Annotated in this window: 23 protein-coding genes; 6 read left to right on the top strand and 17 right to left on the bottom strand. The window is 65.6% G+C overall.

All coding sequences use genetic code 11. From position 1 onward, the window contains the following. Positions 1–147 precede the first annotated feature (147 nt). The 12 genes from AC6EH9_RS14915 to cysC form a co-directional block, all read right to left on the bottom strand. Positions 148–276, bottom strand: coding sequence for a hypothetical protein (locus AC6EH9_RS14915; protein WP_498424207.1), 129 nt, complete (start codon positions 274–276; stop codon positions 148–150). Between the two features lie 414 nt (positions 277–690). After that, a complete protein-coding gene (locus AC6EH9_RS14910) occupies positions 691–1,770 on the bottom strand; it encodes an acyltransferase family protein (RefSeq protein WP_498424205.1) in 1,080 nt (359 codons plus the stop codon). Beyond that, positions 1,763–3,103, bottom strand: a complete 1,341-nt coding sequence (locus AC6EH9_RS14905) for an O-antigen ligase family protein (RefSeq protein WP_498424204.1) — start codon at positions 3,101–3,103, stop codon at positions 1,763–1,765. The genes AC6EH9_RS14910 and AC6EH9_RS14905 overlap by 8 nt, the downstream gene beginning before the upstream one ends. Continuing rightward, entirely contained in the window at positions 3,100–4,398 is a 1,299-nt protein-coding gene (locus AC6EH9_RS14900; RefSeq protein ID WP_498424203.1) for a lipopolysaccharide biosynthesis protein, read from the bottom strand. Before AC6EH9_RS14900 ends, AC6EH9_RS14905 begins: the two co-directional genes overlap by 4 nt. 38 nt (positions 4,399–4,436) lie before the next feature. Continuing rightward, entirely contained in the window at positions 4,437–5,615 is a 1,179-nt protein-coding gene (locus AC6EH9_RS14895) for a glycosyltransferase family 4 protein (RefSeq protein ID WP_498424202.1), read from the bottom strand. A 115-nt stretch (positions 5,616–5,730) separates the two neighbouring features. Continuing rightward, a complete protein-coding gene (locus AC6EH9_RS14890) occupies positions 5,731–6,990 on the bottom strand; it encodes a nucleotide sugar dehydrogenase (RefSeq protein WP_498424201.1) in 1,260 nt (419 codons plus the stop codon). A gap of 69 nt (positions 6,991–7,059) precedes the next feature. After that, positions 7,060–8,028 (bottom strand): heparinase II/III domain-containing protein, encoded by a 969-nt coding sequence (locus AC6EH9_RS14885; protein WP_498424212.1) that lies wholly within the window; start codon positions 8,026–8,028, stop codon positions 7,060–7,062. 1,513 nt (positions 8,029–9,541) lie between these two features. Further along, a complete protein-coding gene (locus AC6EH9_RS14880; RefSeq protein WP_498424211.1) occupies positions 9,542–10,783 on the bottom strand; it encodes a sulfate adenylyltransferase subunit 1 in 1,242 nt (413 codons plus the stop codon). Between the two features lie 62 nt (positions 10,784–10,845). Beyond that, positions 10,846–11,760 carry a sulfate adenylyltransferase subunit CysD gene (gene cysD / locus AC6EH9_RS14875; protein WP_498424200.1) on the bottom strand — a complete coding sequence of 305 codons (915 nt, stop codon included), beginning with the start codon at positions 11,758–11,760 and terminating at the stop codon, positions 10,846–10,848. 126 nt (positions 11,761–11,886) lie between these two features. Further along, positions 11,887–12,864: a sulfite exporter TauE/SafE family protein gene (locus tag AC6EH9_RS14870; RefSeq protein WP_498424198.1), complete on the bottom strand. Its 978-nt coding sequence runs from the start codon at positions 12,862–12,864 to the stop codon at positions 11,887–11,889. Continuing rightward, complete coding sequence (locus AC6EH9_RS14865) at positions 12,864–13,397, bottom strand: arsenate reductase/protein-tyrosine-phosphatase family protein (RefSeq protein ID WP_498424196.1); 534 nt, start codon at positions 13,395–13,397, stop codon at positions 12,864–12,866. Before AC6EH9_RS14865 ends, AC6EH9_RS14870 begins: the two co-directional genes overlap by 1 nt. Then, positions 13,397–14,668, bottom strand: coding sequence for an adenylyl-sulfate kinase (gene cysC / locus AC6EH9_RS14860; RefSeq protein ID WP_498424195.1), 1,272 nt, complete (start codon positions 14,666–14,668; stop codon positions 13,397–13,399). Before cysC ends, AC6EH9_RS14865 begins: the two co-directional genes overlap by 1 nt. A 40-nt stretch (positions 14,669–14,708) precedes the next feature. Here cysC and AC6EH9_RS14855 point away from each other — a divergent pair, with 40 nt between their 5' ends. The 5 genes from AC6EH9_RS14855 to AC6EH9_RS14835 all read left to right on the top strand — a co-directional run bounded on the left by AC6EH9_RS14855 (position 14,709) and on the right by AC6EH9_RS14835 (position 17,756). Next, positions 14,709–15,710 (top strand): asparaginase, encoded by a 1,002-nt coding sequence (locus tag AC6EH9_RS14855; protein ID WP_498424194.1) that lies wholly within the window; start codon positions 14,709–14,711, stop codon positions 15,708–15,710. A gap of 102 nt (positions 15,711–15,812) precedes the next feature. After that, positions 15,813–16,199, top strand: a complete 387-nt coding sequence (locus AC6EH9_RS14850) for a helix-turn-helix domain-containing protein (protein ID WP_498424193.1) — start codon at positions 15,813–15,815, stop codon at positions 16,197–16,199. A gap of 41 nt (positions 16,200–16,240) precedes the next feature. Next, the gene (locus AC6EH9_RS14845) at positions 16,241–16,882 is read left to right on the top strand and encodes a hypothetical protein (RefSeq protein ID WP_498424192.1); all 642 of its coding nucleotides are present in this window, start codon (positions 16,241–16,243) and stop codon (positions 16,880–16,882) included. Positions 16,883–16,997: 115 nt separating this feature from the next. After that, on the top strand, positions 16,998–17,282 hold the full coding sequence (locus AC6EH9_RS14840) for a DUF2516 family protein (protein ID WP_498424191.1): 285 nt from the start codon (positions 16,998–17,000) through the stop codon (positions 17,280–17,282). An 81-nt stretch (positions 17,283–17,363) separates the two neighbouring features. After that, positions 17,364–17,756 (top strand): phosphomannose isomerase type II C-terminal cupin domain, encoded by a 393-nt coding sequence (locus tag AC6EH9_RS14835; RefSeq protein ID WP_498424189.1) that lies wholly within the window; start codon positions 17,364–17,366, stop codon positions 17,754–17,756. Here AC6EH9_RS14835 and AC6EH9_RS14830 read toward each other — a convergent pair. Next, a complete protein-coding gene (locus AC6EH9_RS14830) occupies positions 17,753–19,144 on the bottom strand; it encodes a sugar nucleotide-binding protein (RefSeq protein WP_498424188.1) in 1,392 nt (463 codons plus the stop codon). The genes AC6EH9_RS14835 and AC6EH9_RS14830 overlap by 4 nt on opposite strands. A gap of 5 nt (positions 19,145–19,149) precedes the next feature. Next, positions 19,150–20,148, bottom strand: a complete 999-nt coding sequence (gene rfbB / locus AC6EH9_RS14825) for a dTDP-glucose 4,6-dehydratase (protein ID WP_498424209.1) — start codon at positions 20,146–20,148, stop codon at positions 19,150–19,152. A 70-nt stretch (positions 20,149–20,218) separates the two neighbouring features. On the opposite strand from rfbB, the gene rfbA reads away from it, so the two are divergent. Then, positions 20,219–21,082, top strand: a complete 864-nt coding sequence (rfbA, locus tag AC6EH9_RS14820) for a glucose-1-phosphate thymidylyltransferase RfbA (protein ID WP_498424186.1) — start codon at positions 20,219–20,221, stop codon at positions 21,080–21,082. On the opposite strand, the gene AC6EH9_RS14815 is transcribed toward rfbA, so the two are convergent. From AC6EH9_RS14815 to gmd, 3 genes are all read right to left on the bottom strand, one after another. After that, the gene (locus AC6EH9_RS14815; RefSeq protein ID WP_498424185.1) at positions 21,076–22,488 is read right to left on the bottom strand and encodes a sugar transferase; all 1,413 of its coding nucleotides are present in this window, start codon (positions 22,486–22,488) and stop codon (positions 21,076–21,078) included. The two genes, rfbA and AC6EH9_RS14815, sit on opposite strands and share 7 nt — an antisense overlap. 203 nt (positions 22,489–22,691) lie before the next feature. Beyond that, on the bottom strand, positions 22,692–23,639 hold the full coding sequence (locus AC6EH9_RS14810; protein ID WP_498424183.1) for a GDP-mannose 4,6-dehydratase: 948 nt from the start codon (positions 23,637–23,639) through the stop codon (positions 22,692–22,694). Between the two features lies 1 nt (position 23,640). Beyond that, positions 23,641–24,627: a GDP-mannose 4,6-dehydratase gene (gene gmd, locus AC6EH9_RS14805; RefSeq protein ID WP_498424182.1), complete on the bottom strand. Its 987-nt coding sequence runs from the start codon at positions 24,625–24,627 to the stop codon at positions 23,641–23,643. Positions 24,628–24,667: the final 40 nt, after the last annotated feature.

The following is a 24,667-nucleotide window of genomic DNA, read 5'->3' as shown; positions in this document are numbered from 1 at the left end:
CCAACTACATCGCCAGGGCACTGCTCGAGACCGGCGGGTTCAGACCACGACTCCTACACCCTCGATTGGGATGAGCCCCCAATGCTCCACGCTGATCACTCCCTCACTGTGTCGGAGGGGGGTCAACATTCATCCGGCACCAGGGGGTCAGTCTTCACGCGGCACTGACACGCGGTACGGCGCCTCGACGAAGGTGAAGCTGTGGGTAGCGGCGTGGGTGTCGACCCCGACGGTGTGCCGGCAGTTGTCGGCCACGGTGGCAGGCAGTCTGGACATGACGAGGTGAGCCTCCAATCGCTTGAATCGACGTCGTTGACGGCGTCGGCCCAGGGCCAGAAGTGCTACGAGGCGGGACTGTAGTGAGCCATGCAACCGGGTCGGCAATCTCGGTGGTGGACATGCTTGTGATCAAGCCATCGTGGGGTCAGGGGCGGCGCCGGAACCTTCACACCCAACGGAAAGCCGGCCTGACACCCGAGCGTCAGACGATTCAGGAGCTACGACGGGCCAAGGGTAGGCGCAAACCCAGGCCAGCGCACCAAGCCATACATGCATTCAATCCGCCGGGCACACGAAAGCGGCTTGCAAACGCTCCGCGTATCGAGCAAGGGAAAGGCAACTAGGCAATGCCGAAATAGCGGGCCACAGGGACGCGCCAAAGGCCACTGAGATTATCGTCCCTCCCCCCTGTCAGGTTACCGGGTGGCCGCCGAGTCGCTGCCTGAGCCCATGAAGGCGTTTCGTGGTCAAGCGATAGGCCAACTCGGAAACAACCAGCGTCGCTACGAGAGCGATGGGCACGGCCAACGAACGTTGGGGAATCCAGTACAGAAGCATGGCGAGGAGTGGCAAATGCCAGAGGTATATTTCGTAACTGATGCGACCCAAGTGAACTACTGGCTTCCATTCCAACATGCGCAGCAGCCAGGCCGAGGACGAGGCGAAGACCACCCCCCAGAAGAACACGAAGATGGCCATGGATTGAGGCGTGTACTTCAGGGCAACTTCGTATGACTCGCTCCAGTGAATCATGGAGAGCAGCATTAGCGCTCCGCCACCCCAGACCAGCGTCATGCCCACAATACGACTACGTGGCGCTCGCAGGAACCCAGCGTCCAGCAAGAGCGTCAGAAGAACACCCCACGCCATAGAATCCAGACGTGTAAAGGTAAAATGGTAGTTGATCTGATCCGCTACGTGACTGCTATCAAAGCTGAAGAAAATCCAGTACCGCAACACCAGCGGCACGAATATGGCAACAGCGACGGCAATTAAACGCCCCGTGCGCGACCGAATCAGGAGTAGCGCAGGAGGGAGCAGCAGGTAGAAATGCTCTTCAACGGCGAGACTCCACAGCGGCTCGAGAGCTTCGTTGCCGGTGTCCCACCCCCAGAGCAAACCGCCGAATTTGACCACATTCCCCAAATAGGCGAACGATAGCCCGACCTGGGTCCATGAAAAATGTCCCGGATACATAATATACAGGGCAGGGACCGTCACTACTCCCATTAGGAGAAGTGGGGGGAGAAGTCGCACGAACCGGCGAGTGTAGAACCGACCGAGGAGTAGGGTCCCGGACCGCTTCTCCTCCGCGAGCAGCAGTCGGGCAATAAGAAAACCGCTAATGAAAAAGAAGAACGAGACCCCGAATCCACCCGGCAGGATATTAACGATCTCGAAATGTCTTACGACCACTATAAGCACTGCGAACAGTCGCAGCCCGTCGAGTCCGTAAACGTAGCCGAACTGTGCGGCGGGCTTGTTATTCATCAATGCTGCTCCGATCCGGCGTAGCGGGAATTTCTGAATCTAGTTGCGCACGCGTTGCGGGCTTGGCGTAGAAATGCGGACTTAGCATTACCCCCAGAAGCACCCAGAAGGGTGGCCACGCGGCAGGGAAGCTCTGCGCCCAAGCGATGAACAACACAGAGACGGCAAGCGCTCGCAGTGGAACTTTCGACCGACAGGCAAAGATGAAGACAACAAGAATGTAGGCCACGCCTACGATCCCATATTCTAAAAGGATGACCGCGAAATATGACACCGGAGATTGCGTCAGGGTCCATGGAACGTTCATAGCGTAGTAACCACTCAAGCCGAACATCGAGCCGAGATCATGCCGTTGATAGACGCCCAGTGCTTCACTCGTGAACGAACCAGCTCCGAAACCGAGCAGGTCCGAATCAAAGAGGCCTAGGATGCCAACCGCGTTATGGAGGACGCGGTAGGAGGCGGTGGTGTCCATGAGTTCATGAGGTGACTGGATTGCAGAGATTAGGAGATCAAGACCCCGGACGTCAGAAGTAGGAGCAGCCCCGAGCGCCATGAATCCACTGATAACGAGACCCCCCATAACGAGCAAGCGCCCCACAAGCCCGAGACGCCCAGAATTAGAGAAGAGTAGGTAAAGCAGAAAGACAACCGCAAGGGTAAAGAAAGCGATTCCAGACTGCGAAAGGAGCGCGCCGAGCACCGCGAGAGCTATGGGCCAACCCCGCACGGACTCCCCGCGACGTTGTAAAGCCGCCCTCGCGATTAAGCAGAGGACCGCGAGGAAGGCCATAGTAAACCCGAAATCCGTCGCCTCTGGCGCCAGGCTTGAGGTGCCTCGTTCCGTAGAAACCACGATCGTGGGCACCAGCGGTGATATTGCAGAGACGTATAACCCAGGAGCGATATATCCCAACAATGCAAACAACACCCAGAGAGGTGTAACGAACTGCAGCGCCCGCCATAGGAGCCGTGGTGTCAGATACTGGCTAGCTAAGACAATCCCGGCGCTCAACAGGAAGGCGCCGGAACGACGGAAATATAGCAGCAAATCGAATCCGTCGCCCGCATAGACGTAGACCATAAACCAGACACTGAAGGCAATGAGTGTCCAGATGAAGTAGGGAACCCTTAGGTCTCCCGACAGAAGTTTGCAGAAGACCCATGCCCAAGCCACGAGCGCCGCCCACGGTTGGACTTGAGAAGGAACGGCAAGTGGCCCGAGCCCTAGGTAAGGGACAAAACACAGGACAACGACAACAAGAAGCCCCTTGCCCTCCGCTACAGCCAACTGCGGAGCGCTGTTCTTGAGCGCGATCGGACTCCTCTTCATGAACGGCCTTCTCGAGGGGGGACGTTTCGCGGGGACGCAGGTGAAGGTCCGGACCTCATGAAACGCAGGCTCGGGTGCAGCCATACCCCCAAGTGTCGCCGTGTTAGAACAATGAGAGTGGTGAATACCGCTACTGAGTAGCCTGCTTGAACTGAAGCCATCATCCAGAGTTCGCTTTGAGAGGCAAGCGCCAAGCCACCCATCAACAGTGAGAGACCACAGGTAAAGACGATGATTACATCTTTCTCGCGACCGAGCATTTTGAGAACTTCATCCACGGCCCCCCCAAAAGACTCGGCCAAGACGCCTACAAGCAGGATCGCGACAAGCAAGCTGACCTGCTGGAACCCGGGACCGAAGGCAAGGGAGAACACAGATTCTCCGAATAGCATTACGAGCACCAGCCCCCCGATCGTCAGAATCGTCGTTGCGGCGCCTGCAGCGCCGCAAACGGTTTGCACGCGAAGCACATCTTTGGTCGCCAAAGCCCTGACGATCCCTGGGCGAATAACAAATCGGACGGCGGCGGTTGCCGCTGCTGCAGCCGCAGCGAGCCTTCCTGCAGTGCCGAGGTAGCCAGCCGACGAGGCATCTAGAAGCACGCCGGCAGCGAGGGTGGGCAACCACAGCCCGAGTGAATAGACCGCTCGCGCACAGGACAACCAGATACCGCGCTGCACCAGTTCTAGGCACTCCCTCGCACGTGCCTTCGCCTGCCCCGAGGTGCGTTGGAAGACGAGCCATTGCGCATAACCCGCCAACAGGAGAGCCGCGGAGGTCGTGAGGGCGGCAATACCACTGAGCGTGGGAGTCGCGGCAAATAGTACATACGGGACGCTGCTCAGAAGCAGCGATACGTTTAGGGCGGGATAAAAAAAGAACGAGCCAATCTTGGGATGTCCGAGCCCCAGAAGAATCTGCGAGGCATTAAAGGTGAGTCCGCAGGCGAGGAAAAGTCCGAGGGAAAACCAAAGGACAACGCTCCCTGGAGCCACAACTGCGATGGCGGAGCCGGCGCCCAAGGCTGCCACACCTGCGCTGCTCAGGGCAGTGACAAGAGCCGTGCGGCCGAGGCGTCGAGCGTCGGCGGTACGTCCCTCCGCGATTAGGGTTGGGGCCTCACGCACGACCGTTTCGGAGGCGCCCAAGCCCAAAATGAAATTTGTGGGTAAGGCGATGCTCAAGGCTACGAGATAGTTCCCGTAGTCATCAGTTGGCAACGCGTGTGCGACTACGAGGAGGATAACGAACTGTAGGCCGATCCCGAGATACCGAAAAGCTACAGTAGAGAGCATCTACTATCCCTCCGCATGCCAGCGGAGTTCATGGCTGGCTAAGTGGAACAATTGAAGAACTCGTTCTCAAGGGCCAAGAAGTGCCGCTCCCAGGTCCATTCTTCAAGGACGTAATCCCGTGCTCGCGTTCCCAGTTGAGCGGCCTGGTCAGGATTTCGCAGAAGTTCGAGCACGGCACTGGCAAAGAGGTCCGCTCCCTCAACAACTAGTAACGAGTCGCCTGGAGCTCTGATGCCCTCGTTGGCTACCGGGGTGGCTACGACCGCCTTGCCGCAGGCCATGTATTCGATCAACTTGTTCTGCATGCCACCCGCAGCGAGCATGGGGTTTATGCATACGTGCGCCGAACGGACGATCTCGCCGACATCGGCCACGGTCCCGGTGACCCAGATGTTATCCCGGCCGTCCAACGCGCGGATTCTCGCAACAGGGTCACGCCCCTGAATAACCAGAGTGGCGGTTGGCACTTCCCGAAGAATCGTCGGCCATATTTCACTAACGAACCACATCACGGCCTGGACGTTGGGTGGATAGAGCATTGAGCCCGAGAACACGATCCGGTTGGGAATCACTTCCTCGGGTTCGGCGGGCTGGTAGCGGTCCGTATCGGTACCGTGGGCCGAGTAGAACCAATTGTCGATTTCCGGTTGCCCATACTTGCGACACTGGCTCCTGACAGCTTCGACGTCAGCGGGCCCAATCAGCGCAACTCGATCGAAGTCACGCCAAACACTGGCCTCGAATCTACCCATCAGGCGAGCCTCTACGCCGAAGACTAGCTTCTTGAGCAGGTTCTTCTCGTGATTTGCCATGCGACGAGTATTCAGTGTTTGTGACAATTGAAGAGCCAAGAAGGAACTGGCGCGACTGTCGCCCCGCTTGACATGGGCCACCATCATCGCCGATCGCGGGTAGTAGCAGTACACGATGTCATACTCACCACTCGCAACGGCACGGCGTATGTCACGTGCCATATCGCGGTTGTGAAACATCCCGATTTGAAGCGGCAGTAGACGCGGGAGCCCGCGCGCTATACCCCAGGCCTTTGCATACTTAGACTGGTGGTAAATCTGGACCCGTCTGCATGTGTTCTTGAGCCAGGTCTCTTGCTCATCAGTCATGGAGCCGTCAGCGTCCTGCGTGTAGAAGTCAACGGAGTGTCCCCGCTGGCCAAGGAAACCAAGTAGATGTGCCACGGTGACCTGATCACCGCGCATCATGGGGAAGGGAACCCGGCTGTATACCATAGCTATTCGCAGTGACCTAGGCGCAGTATGACACCGCATCACTTTGGGAAGGGACGTCATCCATCGCTCCTATTGGTTGCGGGCATCATTGAAGGCGGTTGATATCAACGAGGCGCTTGTAGTCGAGATCGTAGTTTGAGGCTCCAGATCGAGTGTCGATCACCAGATCCCAGGGACTTGCTTCCATGGTTTCCCGGCTGATCAGAATGTCTCGTACAAATGGAGAGCGCGAAAGCACCCCGAGGTTCTGGCCAACCAGGTTCTCGGGCTTTACGTATGGGTCATAGATGGAGAGTTTGTAGCCCGCTGTAATAAGCATCCGGGCGAGGTCGATGTTAGGGCTCTCTCGGAGGTCGTCACTCTTGTCTTTGAAAGCAAGGCCGAGCAGGAGAACTGCCGAACCGTGTTCAAGCGAGGTCGTCACATGGTTGAACAAGAAGTCCTTGTGTGACTCGTTTGATGTGAGCAGGCCTTCAATCACGGGGGTGCGTCCGCCCGCCCCCCGCGCGATGTGCTGAAGAGCCCGGACATCCTTCGGTAGACACGAGCCGCCAAAGGCGCCGCCTGGACGCAAGTAATAGGGGGAAATGTTCAGTTTGGTGTCGGAGATAAAAATACGGTGCACCTCGCGAGCGTCAACTCCCAAGCTGACGCAGATTCGACCGATCTCGTTCGCGAAAGCAGTCTTCAGTGCGTGAAAGGTATTGTCGACAAACTTGGTTATTTCGCTCTCGCGATACTTGACATTAAACGTAGGCGCGTGAATTCCGTCATGTATTGCATTGAGGGCAGCGGAGGGCTCACCGTCATGCGTGCCGATTACAATTTTCGGTGGGGAGAAATAATCCTGGATCGCGGATGACTCGCGTAGGAATTCAGGGTTATAGACGACCTCTACACGTGAGGCCTCCTCGCCGAGAATACTGCGATAGATTGGGATGATGAGTTCGTCGATCGTCCCAGGCTTGATCGTGGACCTGTAAGCCACGGTGGTTACTGCATCGGGGTGTTGACGCATCTGTTCTGCAAGTTGGCGTGTGACTTCGGCGATGTAACCCATGTTGTGGGCCCCGTCAGGCGCGCTCGGGGTTCCCACGCAGACGATGGCCAACTCGCACGGGGAGTCGATGTCGTCCAAGCGGCCCACGGCCGTCAGTCGGCCAGCATCCACTGCTTCGGCGATCAGCTCCTGCAGCCCAGGTTCCTCGATCGGTGAGCGGCCTGCTAAAACTGCGTCTACTTTTGACGGATTTGGGTCGATGCCTACTACGGTGTGTCCTTGTTTCGCAAGACAAGCCGCCGCCGTCATTCCCACGTACCCTAAACCCAAAATTGCAATCTTCATTTTATAGACACTTCCGTCCTTCTCGTCGTTCTTTGTCGGCGCATTGTCCGATGGCGATCCGTCACTGGGCTAGTGTCCATCGAGAATGACGCGATGGGCCAAGCGTGCCAATTCAATCGCAGTGCCTCGATTGGCGACCGACACGCCATAAGCTAGAAGTTGCGTTCTGTCGGATATGCGCTCGGGGCGGAGGGTCAACTCGGTTGCTGGCTCGGGGGACATGTAACGTCGAGTCCATTCGGCTTGAGACGCCGGGCCTTTTGGCTCACCGATTAACAGAGTTAATTCTGTTGACAGCTCGTCTCGACAAAATTGCCAGTAAGCTTGCAGCGGGTCCTCTTGGGAGGTCACGAGACGCCATTCGCCGCTGACCAGCAATCGGACTTCACCTATCGCGGATCTTCTCCACTCGTCCACGATGACGAGCCCGCCACCCGGAGCCGCGACAACTATGCGATTTACGCTTCCTGGTCCGAGTTCCAGGCGCCCCCCGACCCAAGGTGCTCCGATATCCCGACGTTGTGGTATCGGCTGCGCAGCCGCAAGGCGTCCGACCTTAAAGCACCCGGAGTACGCAACGGGTTCTAGGCCGGTCACGCGGGGACCATTATGACTTGCTGCCGACCGCTCGAATGCTCTGCGTTCCCCGGTTGAATATTGGGATGTTCCAGGATCCACAATGAAACGCTTCTCGTGCACGTCCACTTCGAGCGAAAGAAAATCGGCGTGGCCATGCCCTGGGTTCCATCGCGGGCCAATCGGGCCACAATCCATCAGGGCTACCGTGGGCCCAGAGTGAATTCGATGGTACCCGCCATTCTTGAGAGTCTCTGTCGCGTGGTGTGTAGTCGCGGGGCCAGGGATCAAGGCTGTCGGCGGTGGAGTTTCGCCGATCCAACTGTCATTGAATAGCGCAATCTCGCCGTCGTGATGAGTAAGGACTGCCAGTGCGTGCGTGGCCCGTTCTGCCCGATCTCTGGCCAACTCGCGCGTTTCCAAGCTCAGGAAGGGGCAGGCGGCAAATATTCGAAGCGACATAACAGTTAAGCCCTGGTACATAGCGGAGCGCTCGATCTGCATGCCGTCAGGTAGTACGGTCGCGCGGATAATAGCTCGGACCTTGCGCTCAAGCCAGATTGATCGTCTCTGTGTGAGAGAGCCCGCCGCTGTGTGGTAGAGGCAAAGTGCGGCGAGATTTCGTTCGGTGTGGTTGTTCCGTAGATCGAGCTCTACATTCATCCACAAGAAGGCCACATCGCGCCTTATGAATCGCCGCACTCGATCGTGTGTCTCGACGGGGATGTCGCTCGACTGCAGTGCTAGGCCGGTAGTCAGGCTCAGGATACGGTGTGAGACGCCGTATGGAGCCCAAGTGGTTTTGAATGCTTCTGGATGGGCTAGATCAGCGTCAGCATCGAACTTGTCGAGGATTTGATCGATGCCCATGGGCCACTCGGGACCTTGGGAACGGAGCATCGTATGGAGAATCTCGAGCTGGCATAGTTTCATGCGCCAGAGGTGGTGGTCTCGTTCCTCGGGCAGCTTCCGGTACCAGTCGATATGTTCGATACTCCCGAAGTTGACCTGCCTCCCCAGGAGTCGGAATTTCCCGGCCAAGGTGTTCCGCGCGTCCTGAGGTGACTGTTCGTAGTATCTGGCGATGAGTTGGGCCAGGTCCTGATCCAGCGGGATCGGATCGGAGAGTTCGGGTACGCGAGAGGTCTTCGCTCTGAGGAGCCTCGAGTAATTTTTGCCGGCGAGCGGGGCGGCGTGGTCTCTGAGTTTTCGCTTCACCTGGTAGCGAGCCATGGTAGGTGTCAAGCGGGTAGCTGCGACGACAGTTGCCCAGTCCACTTGAGCCCCCTGACAAGTTCCGGACACATTCGGTCGTTCGTGCGACAGAGTATATCTAGCCCGGCCGAGGGATGGTTGCTCCTGACCAGCAAAGTCCGGGCGCGCAGAGTGTCATAGATCACGTGTAAACGGGTTGGTGTCGCCTACTCGCGATCAAAGAGGGCTGGGACGAGAAGGTGGTTGCTAATTTTCGCCCGTCGCTTGGTCGGCCCACGCAGGAGGCTCACGCGGCGCCGTCTCACGTGGCGCCCCATTTTTGCTCCCGTCGTGCGGCAGCGCGTTCTGACAAGACGGAGCTTGGTATAGGCCGTTTGACTTCGCGCGTGAAGCCTTGGCGTGAATCACCTTTGTCACGCTTGTGTTGTGCAGCCGCAACAGAAGTGCCTGGATGCGCGTTGCGTCATTTTCCCCTGGGACCTTGACCTTGGCCGACGGTGGAGGAAGGTGTGACTGGTCAGGGTCCTTCAAGGCGTGCACCCGGGTAGGTGCTCGTCAGCCCGACGCGAGGGCTAGTCGAGCACCACCCTTGCGTTCAACTGCCAAGAGCCGGATGCGCCCCAGACACTTATGGATCGCCACTGCCCGTTCGCTAGAGGACAGGTGTCCCTATCCGAATCTTGGATAGCTCCCGCGCGAGACTCTCTGCGATCGGCCGTTGGCGGCGCCCAAATAGGCACCTTGACCCCTGATTAGCCTGTTAGTTGATCATCCCGGCGCCCACTGTCACGCCCGTGGCCTCATCGATCAGGATGAACGAACCCGTCGTTCGGTTCTTCGAGTACGGGTCGCACAGCAGCGGCACGGTGGTGCGCAGTTGGACGCGGCCGATCTCGTTGAGGCCGAGCTCCTTGGTCTCCTGGTCGCGGTGCAGCGTGTTCACGTCGAGGCGGTACTGCACATCCTTGACCAGCGCCCGCGCGGAGCGGGTGGTGTGCTTGATGGCCAGCTTCTGGCGCGGACGCAGCGGCTCGTTGGTCATCCAGCAGACCATCGCGTCGATGTCCTGCGACGGCTTCGGAGCGTTGGCCGGACGGGCGATCATGTCGCCGCGGGAGACGTCGACATCGTCCTCGAGGCGGATGGTCACGCTCATCGGCGGGAACGCCTCGGTGACCTCCTTGTTGAAGAGGTCGATGCCGGCGATCTTGGACGTCATGCCGCTGGGCAGCACGACGACCTCGTCGCCGGGCTTGAGGATGCCGCCGGCCACCATGCCGCCGTAGCCGCGGTAGTCGTGGTGCTCGTCGGACTTGGGGCGCACGACGTACTGCACCGGGAAGCGCGCGTCGATCAGGTCGCGGTCCGAGGCCACGTGGACGTTCTCCAGGTGGTGCATCAGCGTCGGCCCGGAGTACCAGGCCATCTTCTCGGAGCGGTTGACGACGTTGTCGCCCTGCAGCGCGGAGATCGGGATGACCTGGAGGTCGGGGATGTTGAGCTTGGTGGCGAACTGGGTGAACTCGGCGTGGATCTTGTCGTAGATCTCCTGGGAGAAGTCGACGAGGTCCATCTTGTTGATCGCCAGCACCAGGTGCGGCACCCGCAGCAGCGAAAGGATCACCGCGTGGCGGCGCGACTGCTCGGTGAGGCCCTGGCGGGCGTCGACCAGCACCAGGCCGAGGTCGGCGGTCGAGGCGCCGGTGACCATGTTTCGGGTGTACTGCACGTGGCCCGGGGTGTCGGCGATGATGAACTTGCGGTTGGGCGTCGCGAAGTAGCGGTAGGCCACGTCGATGGTGATGCCCTGCTCGCGCTCGGAGCGCAGACCGTCGGTCAGCAGCGCCAGGTCGGTGTAGTCGTAGCCCTTGGACTGGCTGGTGGCCTCGACGGCCTCCAGTTGGTCCTCGAAGATCGACTTCGAGTCGAGCAGCAGCCGCCCGATCAGCGTCGACTTGCCGTCGTCCACGGAACCGGCCGTCGCGAAGCGCAGCAGGTCCATGTTCTCGTTGAGGGCCGCGGCCGCGGTCGCGTGGGCGACGGTCTCGGGAGCAGGGGCGGTCATCAGAAGTAGCCTTCCTTCTTGCGGTCTTCCATGGCCGCCTCGGAGAAGCGGTCGTCGCCCCGGGTGGCGCCACGCTCGGTGACGCGGGCGATGGCGATCTCGTCGATGATCTCGGCGGTCGTGGAGGCGGTGCTCTCCACGCAGCCGGTCAGCGTCAGGTCGCCGACGGTGCGGAAGCGGACGGTGCGCACGCTGGCGGTCTCGCCGGGGCGCATCGGGTTGAACTCGCTCTCGGTGAGCAGCATCCCGTCGCGCTCGAAGACGCTGCGCTGGTGGGAGAAGTAGATCGTGGGGATCTCGATCTTCTCGCGGTCGATGTAGGCCCAGATGTCGAGCTCGGTCCAGTTCGACAGCGGGAAGATCCGCATGTGCTCGCCGGCGTGGATGCGGCCGTTGTAGAGGCTCCACAGTTCGGGGCGTTGCATCTTGGGGTCCCACTGCCCGAACTCGTCGCGGTGGGAGTAGACGCGCTCCTTGGCGCGGGCCTTCTCCTCGTCGCGGCGCCCGCCACCGAAGGCGGCGGTGAAGCCCTCCTCCTCGATGGCGTTGAGCAGGGTGCCGATCTGCAGCCGGTTGCGGCTGGTCTTGCCGTCGTCGACGACGATGCCGTTGGCGATCGCGTCCTCGACCGAGGCCACGATCATTCGCACGCCCAGCCGGTTCACCCAGGAGTCGCGGCAGGCGAGCACCTCGGGGAAGTCGTAGCCGGTGTCGACCTGCAGCATCGGGAACGGGATCTTCGCCGGGTAGAAGGCCTTCTCGGCCAGGCGGAGCATCACGATGGAGTCCTTGCCGCCCGAGAACATCAGGACCGGCTTCTCGAACTCTGCGGCGACCTCACGGAAGATGTGGATCGACTCCGCTTCCAGCTGGTCGAGCTGACTCAGCCGGTAGTCGGCGTGCGTCTCAGTCATGACTGAATGGGGACCTCTCGTTGGGACAGCAACCGTCATCGTAGCGGCGCCATGCGGAGGGCAGCGAAACGCTCTCAAATGCGCCGCCGTGGCGTGTGACCTGGGGCATCGCGGGGTACGCCGTGCCTACTCCTTGCCGGCGGGCTGGTCGGCCGGGCGCTCGCCCGCTGGGCGCTCGCGCTCCGGGTGGCGCCAGGCGCCGGAGTTGGGGTCGAAGGCCGGCAGCCCCCGGGTCTGGCGCACGAAGCCCCAGGCGAGCGGGCCGAGCAGCAGCAGGCCGGCCCCGATGATGCCGACCGCCTCCGGGCTGACGCCGAGCAGCTTGAGGCCGGTGAGGCTCAGCACGATCACGATGCCGCGGCGGATCACCGACTGGCTCACCCAGTGGGCGATGCGGGCGCCGATGAACGTGCCGGGGATGCCGCCGATGACGAGCGGGATCAGCACCTCCCAGTCGACGCCGCTGACCAGCACGTGCCCGATCGCCGCCGAGAGCACCAGCGGGACGGCCTGGACCAGGTCGGTGCCGACCAGGCGCAGCGCCGAGAGCGTGGGGTAGAGCAGCAGCAGCGCGACCATGATCAGCGAGCCCGAGCCCACCGAGGTCACCCCGACCAGCAGGCCGCCGACCGCGCCCACCAGCAGCGTCGGGATCACCTTGATCTCGGGGTTCTCCGCGGGCGCCTCGTTGCCGGAGGTCACCATCCGCAGCTGCAGGTACATCCGCAGCGTGTAGGTCGCGGCGGTGAACAGCAGTGCCACGCCGATCGCGGTCTTGACGAACTCCTCCTGCTCGGGGCCGCCGCCGAAGTAGTCGATGATGAAGGCGCCGGCGAACGCGAACGGCACCGACCCGGTGATCAGCAGCCCGGCCAGCTTGAGGTCCGGGGACCCCTTGCGCCAGTGCACGCCGGCGCCGACCGACTTGGTGATCGAGGCGGAGACCAGATCGTTGGCCACGGCCGCCGTGGGGGAGACCCCCAGGAAGATGAGCGCGGGCGTCATCAGCGCGCCACCGCCCATCCCGGTCAGGCCGACGACGATGCCGACGCCGAAGCTCACGACGAGAACGGCCAGGGCTGCGGTGGTGAGGAGCTCGTCCATCAGTTCTCCGGAAGGTCGAGGAGGGGCGGGAGGATCGTGTCGAGCAGGCCCGTCAGCAGCGTCGCGCTGGCGGCCGCCGCGGCGGGGCCACGACGGTAGGGGTCCGAGACGTCGAGAGCGACGTCGGCGGAGCCACGGTGCCGGCCGGCCTCGGTGAGCAGGGCCCGCCCCCTCAGTGACGGGTCGAGCTTGCCGACCGTCTGGGCGAACTGCCCGAGGGTGAACACCTTGCGGAAGGCCGCGACGTGGTCGTCGAGGATGAAGCTGCGGTGGGACTGCTCGGCGGTCAGCACCAGGTCGGCGTCGCGGATCAGCGCGCCGTTGAGGCGGCGACTGCGGAAGTCGCCGTGCGCGATGCCGCGGTCGGTGAGCTCGGCGGCCATCACCTCGTCCATCGCGTGGTCCACGAAGCCGTGCGTCCCGGCGCTGGCGACCGCCACCTGGCCCGCGGCGCCGAGGGCCTGGCGCGCGTAGAGCTCCATGAACGGGGAGCGGCAGATGTTGGCGGTGCAGACGAAGAGGATCGAGAGCATCAGGGGGTCACGACAGGCTCGACCGACGAGACGGACAGGTCCAGCAGCCCGGCCTCGCGCAGCGCGATCAGCACGTCGTCCACGGCGTCCTCGATGGACCGTCCCGTGGTGTCGACGCGCACCGCGGCGTCCTCGGGCTCTTCGTAGGGCGAGGAGATGCCGGTGAACTCCGGGATCTCGCCGCGCCGGGCCTTGGCGTAGAGACCCTTGCGGTCGCGGCGCTCGCACTCCTCGAGCGGCGTCGCGACGTGGATCAGGAAGAAGGCGCCGCCGGCGTCCTCCACCATCTCGCGGACCTGCCGGCGGGTCTCCTCGAACGGCGCGATCGGGCTGCACACGGCCACCCCAGCGTGCCGGGCGATCTCCGCGGCCACCCAGCCGATCCGGCGGATGTTGGTCTCCCGGTCGGCCTTGGAGAAGGTCAACCCGGCCGACAGGTTCCGCCGTACGACGTCGCCGTCGAGGCTGGTGACGGTGCGGGTGCCCTGCTCGAGCAGCCGGTCGATCAGCGCGCGGGCCAGCGTGGACTTGCCGGAGCCGGACAGGCCGGTGAAGAAGAGGACGAGGCCCTGGGCGTCGGGGGCCGGGCGGTCGGCCGCGACGACGGCGGCGATGTCGTCGGGGTAGTGGTCGCCGGACGGCTGCTGCGCCGCCCCGTCGACCATCGCGGGCTGAGTGGGGGCCTGGACCGGGTCGGGACCGGCGTAGTTGGCGACGACCTGGACGCCCAGCGCGTGGTCGACCTCGGGGGCGCCGTGCGAGGCCAGCGGAACGGCGACGACGTGGCCGTCGTCCAGTCGGGCGGCGGCGAGCAGGCTGGCCCGGATCAGCGCGACGGCGGAGAGGTCGGGGGTGCCGGCGCCGACCAGCGCCAGCAGCACGACCCGGCCGCCAACGGCGCGCAGCTCCTCGATCTGGCTGGTGGTGAGCGCATCGACGACCGGGACGAACCTGGCGCCAGCGTGGGCCGCGCGGGTCTGCTCCGGGGACAGGTACAACCGACGGAACGGCCCGAACGCGGCGTGCGCGAGCGGCGTGACGTGACCGGTGAGTGGCGCGACCAGGGCCAGCGGCACACCCTCGGGGTCGACCAGCTCGACCGCGCCGGCCGCGCGGGCCGGGGTCGCGACCTCGTCCGGGAGGGTGAGCGTGACCGGGGAGCCCGGCTCGTTGAACGCCGTCAGCGGAGCCAGCGCGCCCTGGGCGAGCAGCTCCAGGTCGTCGAGCTCGGTCGGGGTCGGGCAGTGCTGAGGCACGGGTGGGGTCGACACGGGAGCATTGTCCCAGAGAGCCCCTGACTACCCTGCGCCCATGTCCGCGTTCCCCATTCCCACCCCCACTCCAGCCTCCGTCCCCACCGTCGTCGCCGAGATCGTCCGCTCCGGATTCGTCGAGGGCCGCCACCACGGCTCGGTCGTGGCGCTCGACCGTGACGGCCGCGTCGACTGGTCGCTCGGCGCCGTGGACGTGCCGGTGCTGCCGCGCTCGTGCAACAAGCCGCTGCAGGCCGTGGCGATGGTGCGCGCCGGCCTCGACCTGCCGCCGCACCTGCTCGCGCTCGCCGCGGCCTCGCACTCCGGGGAGGAGTTCCACGTCCAGGGGGTGCGCGAGATCCTGGCGTCGGTGGGGCTCGACGAGTCGGCGCTACAGACACCGCCGGACTACCCGCTCGAGGACCGGGTGCGCGAGGAGGTGGTCCGCGCCGGCGGCTCGCCCTCCTCGATCCTGATGAACTGCTCGGGCAAGCACGCCGCGATGCTGGCCACCTGCGTGGTCAACGGCTGGGACACCGCGACCTACCTGCAGCCGGATCACCCGCTGCAGCGGCTGATCGTGCAGACCTTCGCCGAGCTCACCGGCGAGCCGGTCGACACCATCGCGGTCGACGGCTGCGGCGCGCCGCTGCTGTCCACCTCGCTGGTGGGGCTGGCCCGCGGCTTCCGGGAGCTGGCGCTGGGCCACCAGGGCACCGCCCCGGTCGCCGAGGCCATCCGGACGCACCCGGAGTGGGTCTCGGGGACCGCGCGCGACGAGCGGCGCCTGCTGGCGGCGATCCCCGGGGCGATCGGCAAGGCCGGGGCCGAGGCCAGCTACGCGGTGGCGCTGCCGGACGGTCGGGCCTTCGCGCTCAAGGTCGACGACGGAGCGCCACGCGCGCGGCCGGTGGTGATGGCCGCGGCCCTGGCCCGGGCCGGGGTGGACCGGGAGGCGGGCGTGGACGGTGCCGCCGTACGGCGTACCGGGGAGCACGTCCTGCTCGGCGGCGGGCTCCCGGTCGGGGAGATTCGCCCGAGCGCCCTGCTAGCTCCCTGAGCATCCTCCTGGGCGTGCTTCGCCGGGAGAAATCTGAGGTTTTCCTGACGGGTGCTTGCTAGGTGCTTGCATTTGCTAGCAGTAGCAAGCACTATGGGGGACATGGTCAAGGGCAAGGTAGGCAAGACCGCCGAGTCGCTCGGTGAGTACCTCAGGGAGCAGCGGGTCTCCGCCGAGTACTCCCTGCGGCAGCTCGCCGATCTGGCCGGCGTCTCCAACCCCTACTTGAGTCAGATCGAGCGTGGTCTGCGCAAGCCCTCGGCCGATGTGTTGCAGCAGATCGCCAAGGCCCTGCGGATCTCGGCGGAGCAGCTCTACATCCGCGCCGGGATCGTCAGCCCCGACGACGGCGTGGCCGGCTCGGTCGAGCTCGCGGTCCTCGCGGACCAGGGGCTCACCGAGCGCCAGAAGCAGTCACTGCTCGACGTCTACTCGTCGTTCCTCGCGATGAACGCGGGGACCGCCGGGGACGACGACACCCACCACTAGGCCCCGGCCCGAAGCCGGGACCACCTGAAGGAGAGATCGACATGGCCAAGGCCAAGTTCGACATCAAGACCGAGGCGACCCGTCCGTTCTACGCCGGCGTGGGCGTCACCGACATCGCCGTCGAGTTCGTGCGCAACTACGTCACCGAGGCCCAGACCCGGCTCGCCGACGTGCAGAAGAGCGTCAGCTCCCTCGACCTCGAGCCCAAGGCGCTGCGCGAGCAGGCCGCCTCCGCGGTCAACGCCCGCATCGAGGCCGTCACCAAGGAGGCCAAGGCCCGCCAGGCGGCGGTCGAGGCGCGCGTCGCCGAGCTGCAGGGTGACGCCCTGGGCCTGCCCCGCCGGGTGCAGACGCTCGTCGACGGCAACGTCGCGGCCGTCAACGACACCTACCTCGGCCTCGTGAAGCGCGGCGAGACGCTGGTCGAGCGGATCCGCAAGCAGGAGGCCAGCCAGGCCGCCGCCTCGTCGGCGAAGACCACGACAGCCAAGGCCAAGACCACCACCACCCAGGCCAAGAAGACCACCAAGACGGCCGCCAAGAAGTCCACCACGGCAGCCAAGCGGACCGCGAAGAAGTCGTCGGCGCCGGCCAGCGCCAAGGCGACCACGACCGCGGCCAAGAAGACCGTCGCCAACGCGACGCAGGCTGCCGGCGACGCCGCCAAGAAGGTCGGCGACTGAAGCGTCGTCGACGACGGGCAGCTGACGCTGTTCTGAGTGAGGGCCCCCGGAGGATGACTCCGGGGGCCCTCGACGTTCAGACAGTGGACCCTTCGACGCGTAGGGTGGAGGAGTGATGAACGTGTTCGCCCTCGAGAACGCCGTGATGCTCGTCGTGCTGCTGGTGCTGATCGTGGTGAAGGCATTCGCCTTCATCAACGCGATGACGTTCCCCGCCGAGGCCTACACCGCCGCCGGCAAGCTGACCAAGCCCGCCTGGCTGGCGATCCTCGGGCTCGGGCTGATCTTCGAGCTGCTGATGTTCCAGCCGATCGGGTTCCTCGGGATCGCCTTCACGATCGCCGCGCTGGTCTACCTGGCCGACGTGCGACCCGCGCTCAGCTCGCTGCGTCGACGCTGACCGGAATCCGCGCTTCGGTCACCGAACCTGGTGGCCCACGGTAGCCTTGCGGGATCATTCGGGTCTTCGAAAGGAAGCATCGTGGGGGAGAAGTCAGCCGACCGACCGTGGGGCTCCTGGCACGTCATCGACGACGGCCAGGGCTACAAGGTCAAGCGCATCCACGTCACGCCCGGTCAGCGACTCTCCTACCAGACCCACCAGCACCGCTCCGAGCACTGGGTGGTGATCTTCGGCATCGCCACCTGCGTGGTGGACGGTGAGAACGTGGTGGCGGGCCCCGGCGAGTCCGTGGATGTCCCGACCGGGGCAGCGCACCGGATCTGCAACGAGCACTCCGAGGAGCTCATCATCATCGAGGTCCAGCACGGGGCCTACACCGGCGAGGACGACATCTGCCGGCTCAACGACGACTACGGCCGCGAGGACATCGCGGAGCTGACTGCCGTCGAGCTCTCCGGCGATATCCGCTAGCCGCCGCAGTAGCGACGCAGCGCCACCAGGGCGTCCTCCGGCTCGAACCCGGTGCCGCGGAGCTTCTCCAGGCTCAGCGCGCTGTGCCGCGGACGCGGAGCGAGGTCCTTGCCCGCGCCGTACTGCTCGGTGCTGATCGGCGTCACGTCATCCGCGCTGCGCCCGGAGAGCTCGAAGACCGCCTTGGCGACGTCGGCCCACGAGGTCGGCTCCCCGGCGTTGCTGACGTGGTAGAGGCCGTACGGCGCGCGCGTCTCCAGCAGGTGGCGGGTGGCGCGGACCAACTCACCGGTGAAGGTGAGCCGGCCGACCTGATCGTCAACCACCGACGGCGAGACGCCCTTCTCAGCCAGGGACTGCATGGTGCGCACGAAGTTGGCGCCCTCGCCGACCACCCAGGAGGTCCGCAGGATGTAGTGTCGCGGCGCCTGGGCGACGGCGACGTCGCCGGCGGCCTTGGTCTGGCCGTAGACGCCGAGCGGGCTGAGTGGCTCGTCCTCGGTGTGCTCGCAGCGGGTGCCGTCGAAGACGTAGTCGGTGGAGTAGTGCACCAGCGTGAGCCGGTGCTCGCGGGCGATCCGGGCCAGTGCGGCCGGCGCCTGCACGTTGACCGCCCAGGCGGCGACGCGGCCCTCGGGGGTCTCCGCGGCGTCGACGGCCGTGTACGCCGCGGCGTTGAGCACCAGCGCGTACTCGTGCCACGGCCAGGCGGCGAGCGCCTCGGGGTCGCACAGGTCGAGCTCGTCGCGGTCCACGGCCACGGCGCCGGGGAAGGCGTCGACCAGGGCGCGGCCCAGCTGCCCGTGCGCGCCGACGACCAGGGTCCGCTTCGGGGGCATCGGCGTCACCGCGTCCAGCGTCGGGTTGTGCCGGTCCTTCTCGGAGAGATCGGCCTCGGCCAGCGGGATCGGCCACGGGATCGCGGCGCTCGGGTCACCCAGGTGCAGCGCCGGGTACGGAGTGCCGGGGCGCCAGTGGTCGTTGACCAGGTAGGTGTAGGAGGTGCCGTCCTCGAGCGCCTGGTAGGCGTTGCCGACCCCGCGCGGCACGAACACCGCGACGCTCTCGTCGATCTCCAGGTGGAACGTCGTGCCGAAGGACGGGCCCTCGCGCATGTCCACCCAGGCGCCGAAGACGCGCCCGCAGGCCACCGAGACGAACTTGTCCCACGGCTCGGTGTGGATCCCGCGGGTGGCGCCGCGGTGGGCGTTGTAGGAGATGTTGTTCTGCACCGGTCCGAAGTCGGGCAGGCCCAGGGCCAGCATCTTCTCGCGCTGCCAGTTCTCCTTGAACCAGCCGCGGGAGTCGCCGTGCACCGGCAGGCGCAGCACGACGAGACCCGGGATCGGGGACTCGTCGAGGCGCGGGGTCTCGACAGGCTCGCGCACCGAGGTCACTGGCCCTTCGCGGCGTAGGTGGCCTCGACGGCGTCCTTGTGCGGGCGCCACCAGTCCTCGTGGGCCTGGTACCACTCGATGGTGCGGGCCAGCCCGGTCTCGAAGTCCGCGAAGCGGGGCGCCCAGCCCAGCTCGGTGCGCAGCTTGGTGGAGTCGATGGCGTAGCGCATGTCGTGGCCGGCGCGGTCGGTGACGTGCTCGAAGTCGTCCTCGGGGCGGCCGAAGTGGCGCAGGATCATCCGGACCACGTCGAGGTTGTTCTGCTCGCCGTCGGCACCGATCAGGTAGGTCTCGCCGACCTTGCCCTCGTTGAGGATCGTCCAGACCGCCGAGGAGTGGTCGTCGGCGTGGATCCAGTCGCGCACGTTGAGCCCCGCGCCGTACAGCTTGGGGCGGCCGCCGTCGATGACGTTGGTGATCTGGCGGGGGATGAACTTCTCGATGTGCTGCCAGGGGCCGTAGTTGTTGGAGCAGTTGGAGATCGTCGCCTGGACTCCGAAGCTGCGCACCCAGGCGCGCACCAGCAGGTCGGAGCCGGCCTTGGTCGCGGAGTAGGGGCTGCTCGGGTTGTACGGCGTGGCCTCGGTGAACCGCTCCGGGTCGTCGAGCTCGAGGTCGCCGTACACCTCGTCGGTGGAGATGTGGTGCAGGCGCACGCCGGCCTTGCGGACCGCCTCCAGGATCGTGAACGTGCCGATCAGGTTCGTCTGCACGAACGGGCTCGGGTCGTGCAGGGAGTTGTCGTTGTGCGACTCCGCCGCGAAGTGGACCACCGCGTCGTGCTCACCGGTCAGCCGCTCCAGGAGGGCGGCGTCGGCGATGTCGCCGACCACCAGCTCGACGCGGTTCTCGGGCAGCCCCGCCAGCGCCTCGCGGCTCGCCGCGTAGGTCAGCTTGTCCAGAACGGTCACCCGGACGTCGGAGTGCGCGAGGAGGTGGTGGACGAAGTTGGAGCCGATGAAGCCGGCGCCGCCGGTGACGAGGAGACGATCCATGCCCGCGATCCTAGTGAAGTCCGCGGCGATGGCCCGATCGTCGGCCGCGCGGACCCCTAGGGTGGGGGACATGCGCGGAATCATCCTGGCCGGCGGCACGGGCTCACGACTGCACCCGATCACCCAGGGCATCAGCAAGCAGCTGGTGCCGGTCTACGACAAGCCGATGATCTACTACCCGCTGTCCACGCTGATGCTGGCCGGGATCCGCGACGTGCTGGTGATCACCACCCCGCACGAGGCCGAGGGGTTCGTCCGGCTGCTCGGGGACGGGTCGCGCTTCGGCATCTCGATCAGCTACGCCACCCAGCCCAGCCCCGACGGGCTCGCCCAGGCGTTCCTGATCGGCGAGGAGCACATCGGCGACGAGAAGGTCGCGCTCGTGCTCGGCGACAACATCTTCTACGGCCCCGGTCTCGGCCACCAGCTGCGCCGCTTCTCCGAGGTCGAGGGCGCGGCCATCTTCGGCTACCACGTGGCCGACCCCACGGCGTACGGCGTGGTCGACTTCGACTCCGACGGGATCGCGGTGTCGCTGGAGGAGAAGCCGGCCCAGCCGCGCAGCAACTACGCGGTGCCGGGGCTGTACTTCTACGCCAACGACGTCGTCGGCTTCGCGCGCGACCTCAAGCCGTCCGCGCGCGGCGAGCTGGAGATCACCGACCTCAACCGGATCTACCTCGAGGCCGGCCGGCTCCAGGTCCAGGTGCTGCCGCGCGGCACCGCCTGGCTCGACACCGGCACCTTCGACTCCCTCAACGACGCCTCCAACTTCGTGCGCACCATCGAGGGCCGCCAGGGGACCAAGATCGGCTCCCCCGAGGAGGTCGCCTGGCGGATGGGCTACCTCGACGACGCCGAGCTCGCCGAGCGCGCGCAGGCGCTGGTGAAGAGCGGCTACGGGGCGTACCTACTAGGGCTGCTGGGTCAGTAGGCGCCGCGGGAGCCGACCACGGCCCCGAGAGTGCGGGCCAGGATCGACAGGTCCTGCACCATCGACCAGTTGTCGACGTAGTAGAGGTCGAGGCGGATCGCATCGGCCAGGGACAGGTCGTTGCGGCCGGAAACCTGCCACAGGCCGGTCATCCCGGGGCGGACCCGGAGTCGACGGCTCATGTGCCCCTCGTAGAGCGCCACCTCGCGGGGCACCTGGGGGCGGGGACCGACCAGGCTCATGTCCCCGGAGAAGACGTTGAAGAGCTGCGGGAGCTCGTCGATCGAGAAGCGGCGCATCCACCGGCCGGGCTTGGTGATCCGGGGGTCGTCCTTCATCTTGAACAGCAGGGCGCTCTCGCCCTGTTCCTCCTGCAGTTGCGCGACCATGGCCTCCGCGTCCATCACCATGGTGCGGAACTTGAAGCAGCCGAACTCCACGCCGTCACGACCCACCCGCGTCTGTCGGAACAGCACGCTGCCGCCGTCGTGCAGCTTGATGCGCAGCGCGGTGAAGAGCAGCACGGGACTGAACGCGAGGATCAGCGCCGACGAGCCGACCAGGTCGAAGACTCGCTTGGCCCAGCGCGAGGCGTGCACCGCGCGAGGTCCCTCGACGTGGATGAAGGGGAGCCCGCCGACGGGACGCATGCTGACCCGCTCGCGTGACACGTCGGTGACGCTGGGGGCCACGATGACCTGCACGTCGTGAGGCTCGAGGTCCCAGGCCATCCGGCGCAGATGGTCGGACGAGCCGAGGGCGCCACCGGCGATGAAAAGCACCTCCGCGCCCGCCTCCAGGGCAACCGAGGCGACGTCACCGGCGTTGCCGAGCACGGGCACACCCGACGGCGTCTCCTCGCTGAGGTCGTGCGTTGGGGTCAGGGCGCCCACGATCTGATACCCCAGCCAGTCCTCCCGGTTCAGCACGTGGGCGACCTCGTCGATGTGCTCCCGGGTGCCCGCGATCAGCACCCGGCGCTGCAGCGCCCCGGACTTCCGGGCCTGGTGGAGGGCTCGGCGTAAGAGACGGCGAGCCAGCAGCAGTGCCACCGGGCCGAGGAGGAACGCCAGGACGTAGAACCCGCGAGCCAGGTCGAACTTCACCAGGTAACACCCGATACCGACGCCGGCGGCGGTGCACAGGGAGGCGTTGGCCACCCGGCGGAACTCGTCGGTGCCCTCGCCGAAGATCGCGTTGCTGTAGCCGCCGAAGGCCGCGATGGTCAGCACCCACAGCACGACGATCAGAGGCCCGGCCTGCCACAGCGAGGTGCTGAGCGCGGCCGTGCTGAAGCCGTCCAGCTGCTTGCGTCCCAGCCCGGCCGCGAGCATCACGGCGATCACGACCGCGAGGTCGAGGGTGAACGCCGAGAGTGGCAGCAGCTTGACGGTGCGATGATGCACGAGACTCTGTCGCCGCGCCGTGGTCTGCAACTCCACCGTCATGTCGCCCCCGTTGCTGTGCTCGTGACCATGCCCCCGAGTGGGCTTGCCCCCGCACCAAGTCGAGTGAACCATTCTCGCGGGCGTTCGTTACGAGCACGAGTCAACAGTGCTCAATCTCCGATTTTGGAGAGTGAGTTGCATCACACAAGAGTTTGGCGCTGTCAGATGGAGGCCAGGTCGGCGTCGACCATCCGGCCGACGAGGCCGACGAAGTCGACGCTGGGGGACCAGCCGAGCCGCTCTCGGGCCCGGGTCGCGTCGCCGGCCAGCTCGGTGGCGTCGGCGGGGCGGGTGAGCCCGGCGTCGGTGCGTAGCCGCGACTCCCAGTCGTCGATGCCGGCGTGGGCGAAGGCGGTGGCCGCGAAGTCGCGCACGGAGTGCGCCTCACCGGTCGCCACCACGTAGTCGGCCGGCTCCTCGGCGCGGGCGGCGCGCACCATCGCGTCCACGTAGTCCGGCGCCCAGCCCCAGTCGCGGCGCGCGTCGAGGTTGCCCAGCGTCAGCGTCTCGGCCTCGCCGCGGGCGATCGCGGCCACCGTCGCGGTGATCTTGCGGGTGACGAACCGTTCCGGGCGGCGCGGCGACTCGTGGTTGTAGAGCACCGCGCTCACCGCGTGCAGCCCGCGCCGGCGGTACACGTCGACGGCGAGGTGGGCGTAGGCCTTGGCCGCGCCGTACGGGTTGACCGGGCGCACCGGCGTCCGCTCGTCCTGCGGGCTGCACTCGGGCTGGCCGAAGATCTCCGCGGAGGAGGCCTGCACGAACCGCACCGTTCGCCCCTCGCGCTCCTGGACCTGGCGCGCCGACTCCAGCAGCCCGACTGCCGCGAGCCCGTTCACCCGCGCGGTCAGGTCGGGCTCCGACCAGGACTGGGCGACCGAGCTGATCGCGGCCAGGTTGTAGACCTCGTCGGGGGCGAGGTCGAGCAGCAGCGCGCGGGTCGCCTCGATGTCGGCGACGTCGCCGCGGTGCACGGTGACGCCCTCGGGGACCGTGGTCGGCTCGGTGTGCAGCGCGAGCGCGTGCACCTCGGCGCCGTCGGCGAGCAGGCGCTCGGCGAGGTAGCCGCCGTCCTGGCCGCCCACCCCGGTCACGAACGCGCGGACCACCTCAGAGCCCGGCCAGCCGGCGCTGCTCGGCGAGGTCGGAGTCGACCATCATCGTGACCAGCTCCTCGAAGCCCACCCGCGGCTTCCAGCCGAGCACCTCGCGGGCCTTGCCGGCGTCGCCGACCAGCATGTCGACCTCGGCGGGGCGGATGAACCGGTCGTCCTGGCGCACGTGGGACTCCCAGTCGTCGACCCCGGCGCGCCGGAACGCCACCTCGACCAGCTCGCGGATCGAGTGGGTCTCCCCGGTGGCGATCACGAAGTCGTCGCCGTACGGCTGCTGCAGCATCAGCCACATCGCCTCCACGTAGTCGCCGGCGAAGCCCCAGTCGCGCTGCGCGTCGAGGTTGCCGAGCACCAGCTCCGACTGCAGGCCCAGCTTGATCCGGGCCGCGGCGCGGGTGACCTTGCGGGTGACGAACTCCGGGCCGCGGCGCGGCGACTCGTGGTTGAACAGGATCCCCGAGGAGGCGTGCATGCCGTAGGACTCGCGATAGTTGATGGTCATGTAGTGGCCGTAGACCTTGCTCACCCCGTACGGCGAGCGCGGCCACAGCAGCGTCTTCTCGTCCTGCGGCACCTGCTGCACCTTGCCGAACATCTCCGAGCTCGACGCCTGGTAGAAGCGGATTGACGCCGGGTCGTCGCCGGCCTGCAGGCGCACCGCCTCCAGCATCGTCAGCACGCCCTTGGCGGTGACGTCGGTGGTGACCGCGGCGTTCTCCCAGGAGTAGGCCACGAACGACACCGCGCCCAGGTTGTAGACCTCGTCGGGCTGGGAGTCGCGCAGCGCGCGCATCAGGCTCGACATGTCGGTCAGGTCGCCGTTGTGCAGCTGGACGTCGGGGAGCAGCTCGCGCACCAGCTCGCGCTTGGGGTTGTTCTGCCCGCGGATCACGCCGTGCACCTCGTAGCCCTTGTCGAGCAGCAGCTCGGCGAGGTAGAGACCGTCCTGGCCGGTGATTCCGGTGATGAGCGCGCTGGGCATGCCGGGATTGTGTCAGTACGCGCAGGAAGCGCGTGACGCC

Source organism: Nocardioides sp. Z21_20, from assembly GCF_059766585.1.
This window is presented reverse-complemented; position numbering and strand designations above follow the sequence as displayed.

What these genes read in the sequence shown, in the direction of transcription:
- AC6EH9_RS14900 (WP_498424203.1), bottom strand. Translation starts at nt 4,398, where the DNA reads ATGCTCTCTACTGTAGCTTTTCGGTATCTCGGGATCGGCCTACAGTTC.
- AC6EH9_RS14885 (WP_498424212.1), bottom strand. Translation starts at nt 8,028, where the DNA reads ATGTCGCTTCGAATATTTGCCGCCTGCCCCTTCCTGAGCTTGGAAACG.
- AC6EH9_RS14915 (WP_498424207.1), bottom strand. Translation starts at nt 276, where the DNA reads ATGTCCAGACTGCCTGCCACCGTGGCCGACAACTGCCGGCACACCGTC.
- AC6EH9_RS14855 (WP_498424194.1), top strand. Translation starts at nt 14,709, where the DNA reads ATGTCCGCGTTCCCCATTCCCACCCCCACTCCAGCCTCCGTCCCCACC.
- AC6EH9_RS14895 (WP_498424202.1), bottom strand. Translation starts at nt 5,615, where the DNA reads ATGCGCGGTGATCAGGTCACCGTGGCACATCTACTTGGTTTCCTTGGC.
- rfbA (WP_498424186.1), top strand. Translation starts at nt 20,219, where the DNA reads ATGCGCGGAATCATCCTGGCCGGCGGCACGGGCTCACGACTGCACCCG.
- AC6EH9_RS14840 (WP_498424191.1), top strand. Translation starts at nt 16,998, where the DNA reads ATGAACGTGTTCGCCCTCGAGAACGCCGTGATGCTCGTCGTGCTGCTG.
- AC6EH9_RS14850 (WP_498424193.1), top strand. Translation starts at nt 15,813, where the DNA reads ATGGTCAAGGGCAAGGTAGGCAAGACCGCCGAGTCGCTCGGTGAGTAC.
- AC6EH9_RS14905 (WP_498424204.1), bottom strand. Translation starts at nt 3,103, where the DNA reads ATGAAGAGGAGTCCGATCGCGCTCAAGAACAGCGCTCCGCAGTTGGCT.
- cysD (WP_498424200.1), bottom strand. Translation starts at nt 11,760, where the DNA reads ATGACTGAGACGCACGCCGACTACCGGCTGAGTCAGCTCGACCAGCTG.
- rfbB (WP_498424209.1), bottom strand. Translation starts at nt 20,148, where the DNA reads ATGGATCGTCTCCTCGTCACCGGCGGCGCCGGCTTCATCGGCTCCAAC.
- AC6EH9_RS14870 (WP_498424198.1), bottom strand. Translation starts at nt 12,864, where the DNA reads ATGGACGAGCTCCTCACCACCGCAGCCCTGGCCGTTCTCGTCGTGAGC.
- gmd (WP_498424182.1), bottom strand. Translation starts at nt 24,627, where the DNA reads ATGCCCAGCGCGCTCATCACCGGAATCACCGGCCAGGACGGTCTCTAC.
- AC6EH9_RS14890 (WP_498424201.1), bottom strand. Translation starts at nt 6,990, where the DNA reads ATGAAGATTGCAATTTTGGGTTTAGGGTACGTGGGAATGACGGCGGCG.
- AC6EH9_RS14910 (WP_498424205.1), bottom strand. Translation starts at nt 1,770, where the DNA reads ATGAATAACAAGCCCGCCGCACAGTTCGGCTACGTTTACGGACTCGAC.
- AC6EH9_RS14845 (WP_498424192.1), top strand. Translation starts at nt 16,241, where the DNA reads ATGGCCAAGGCCAAGTTCGACATCAAGACCGAGGCGACCCGTCCGTTC.
- AC6EH9_RS14880 (WP_498424211.1), bottom strand. Translation starts at nt 10,783, where the DNA reads ATGGACCTGCTGCGCTTCGCGACGGCCGGTTCCGTGGACGACGGCAAG.
- AC6EH9_RS14865 (WP_498424196.1), bottom strand. Translation starts at nt 13,397, where the DNA reads ATGCTCTCGATCCTCTTCGTCTGCACCGCCAACATCTGCCGCTCCCCG.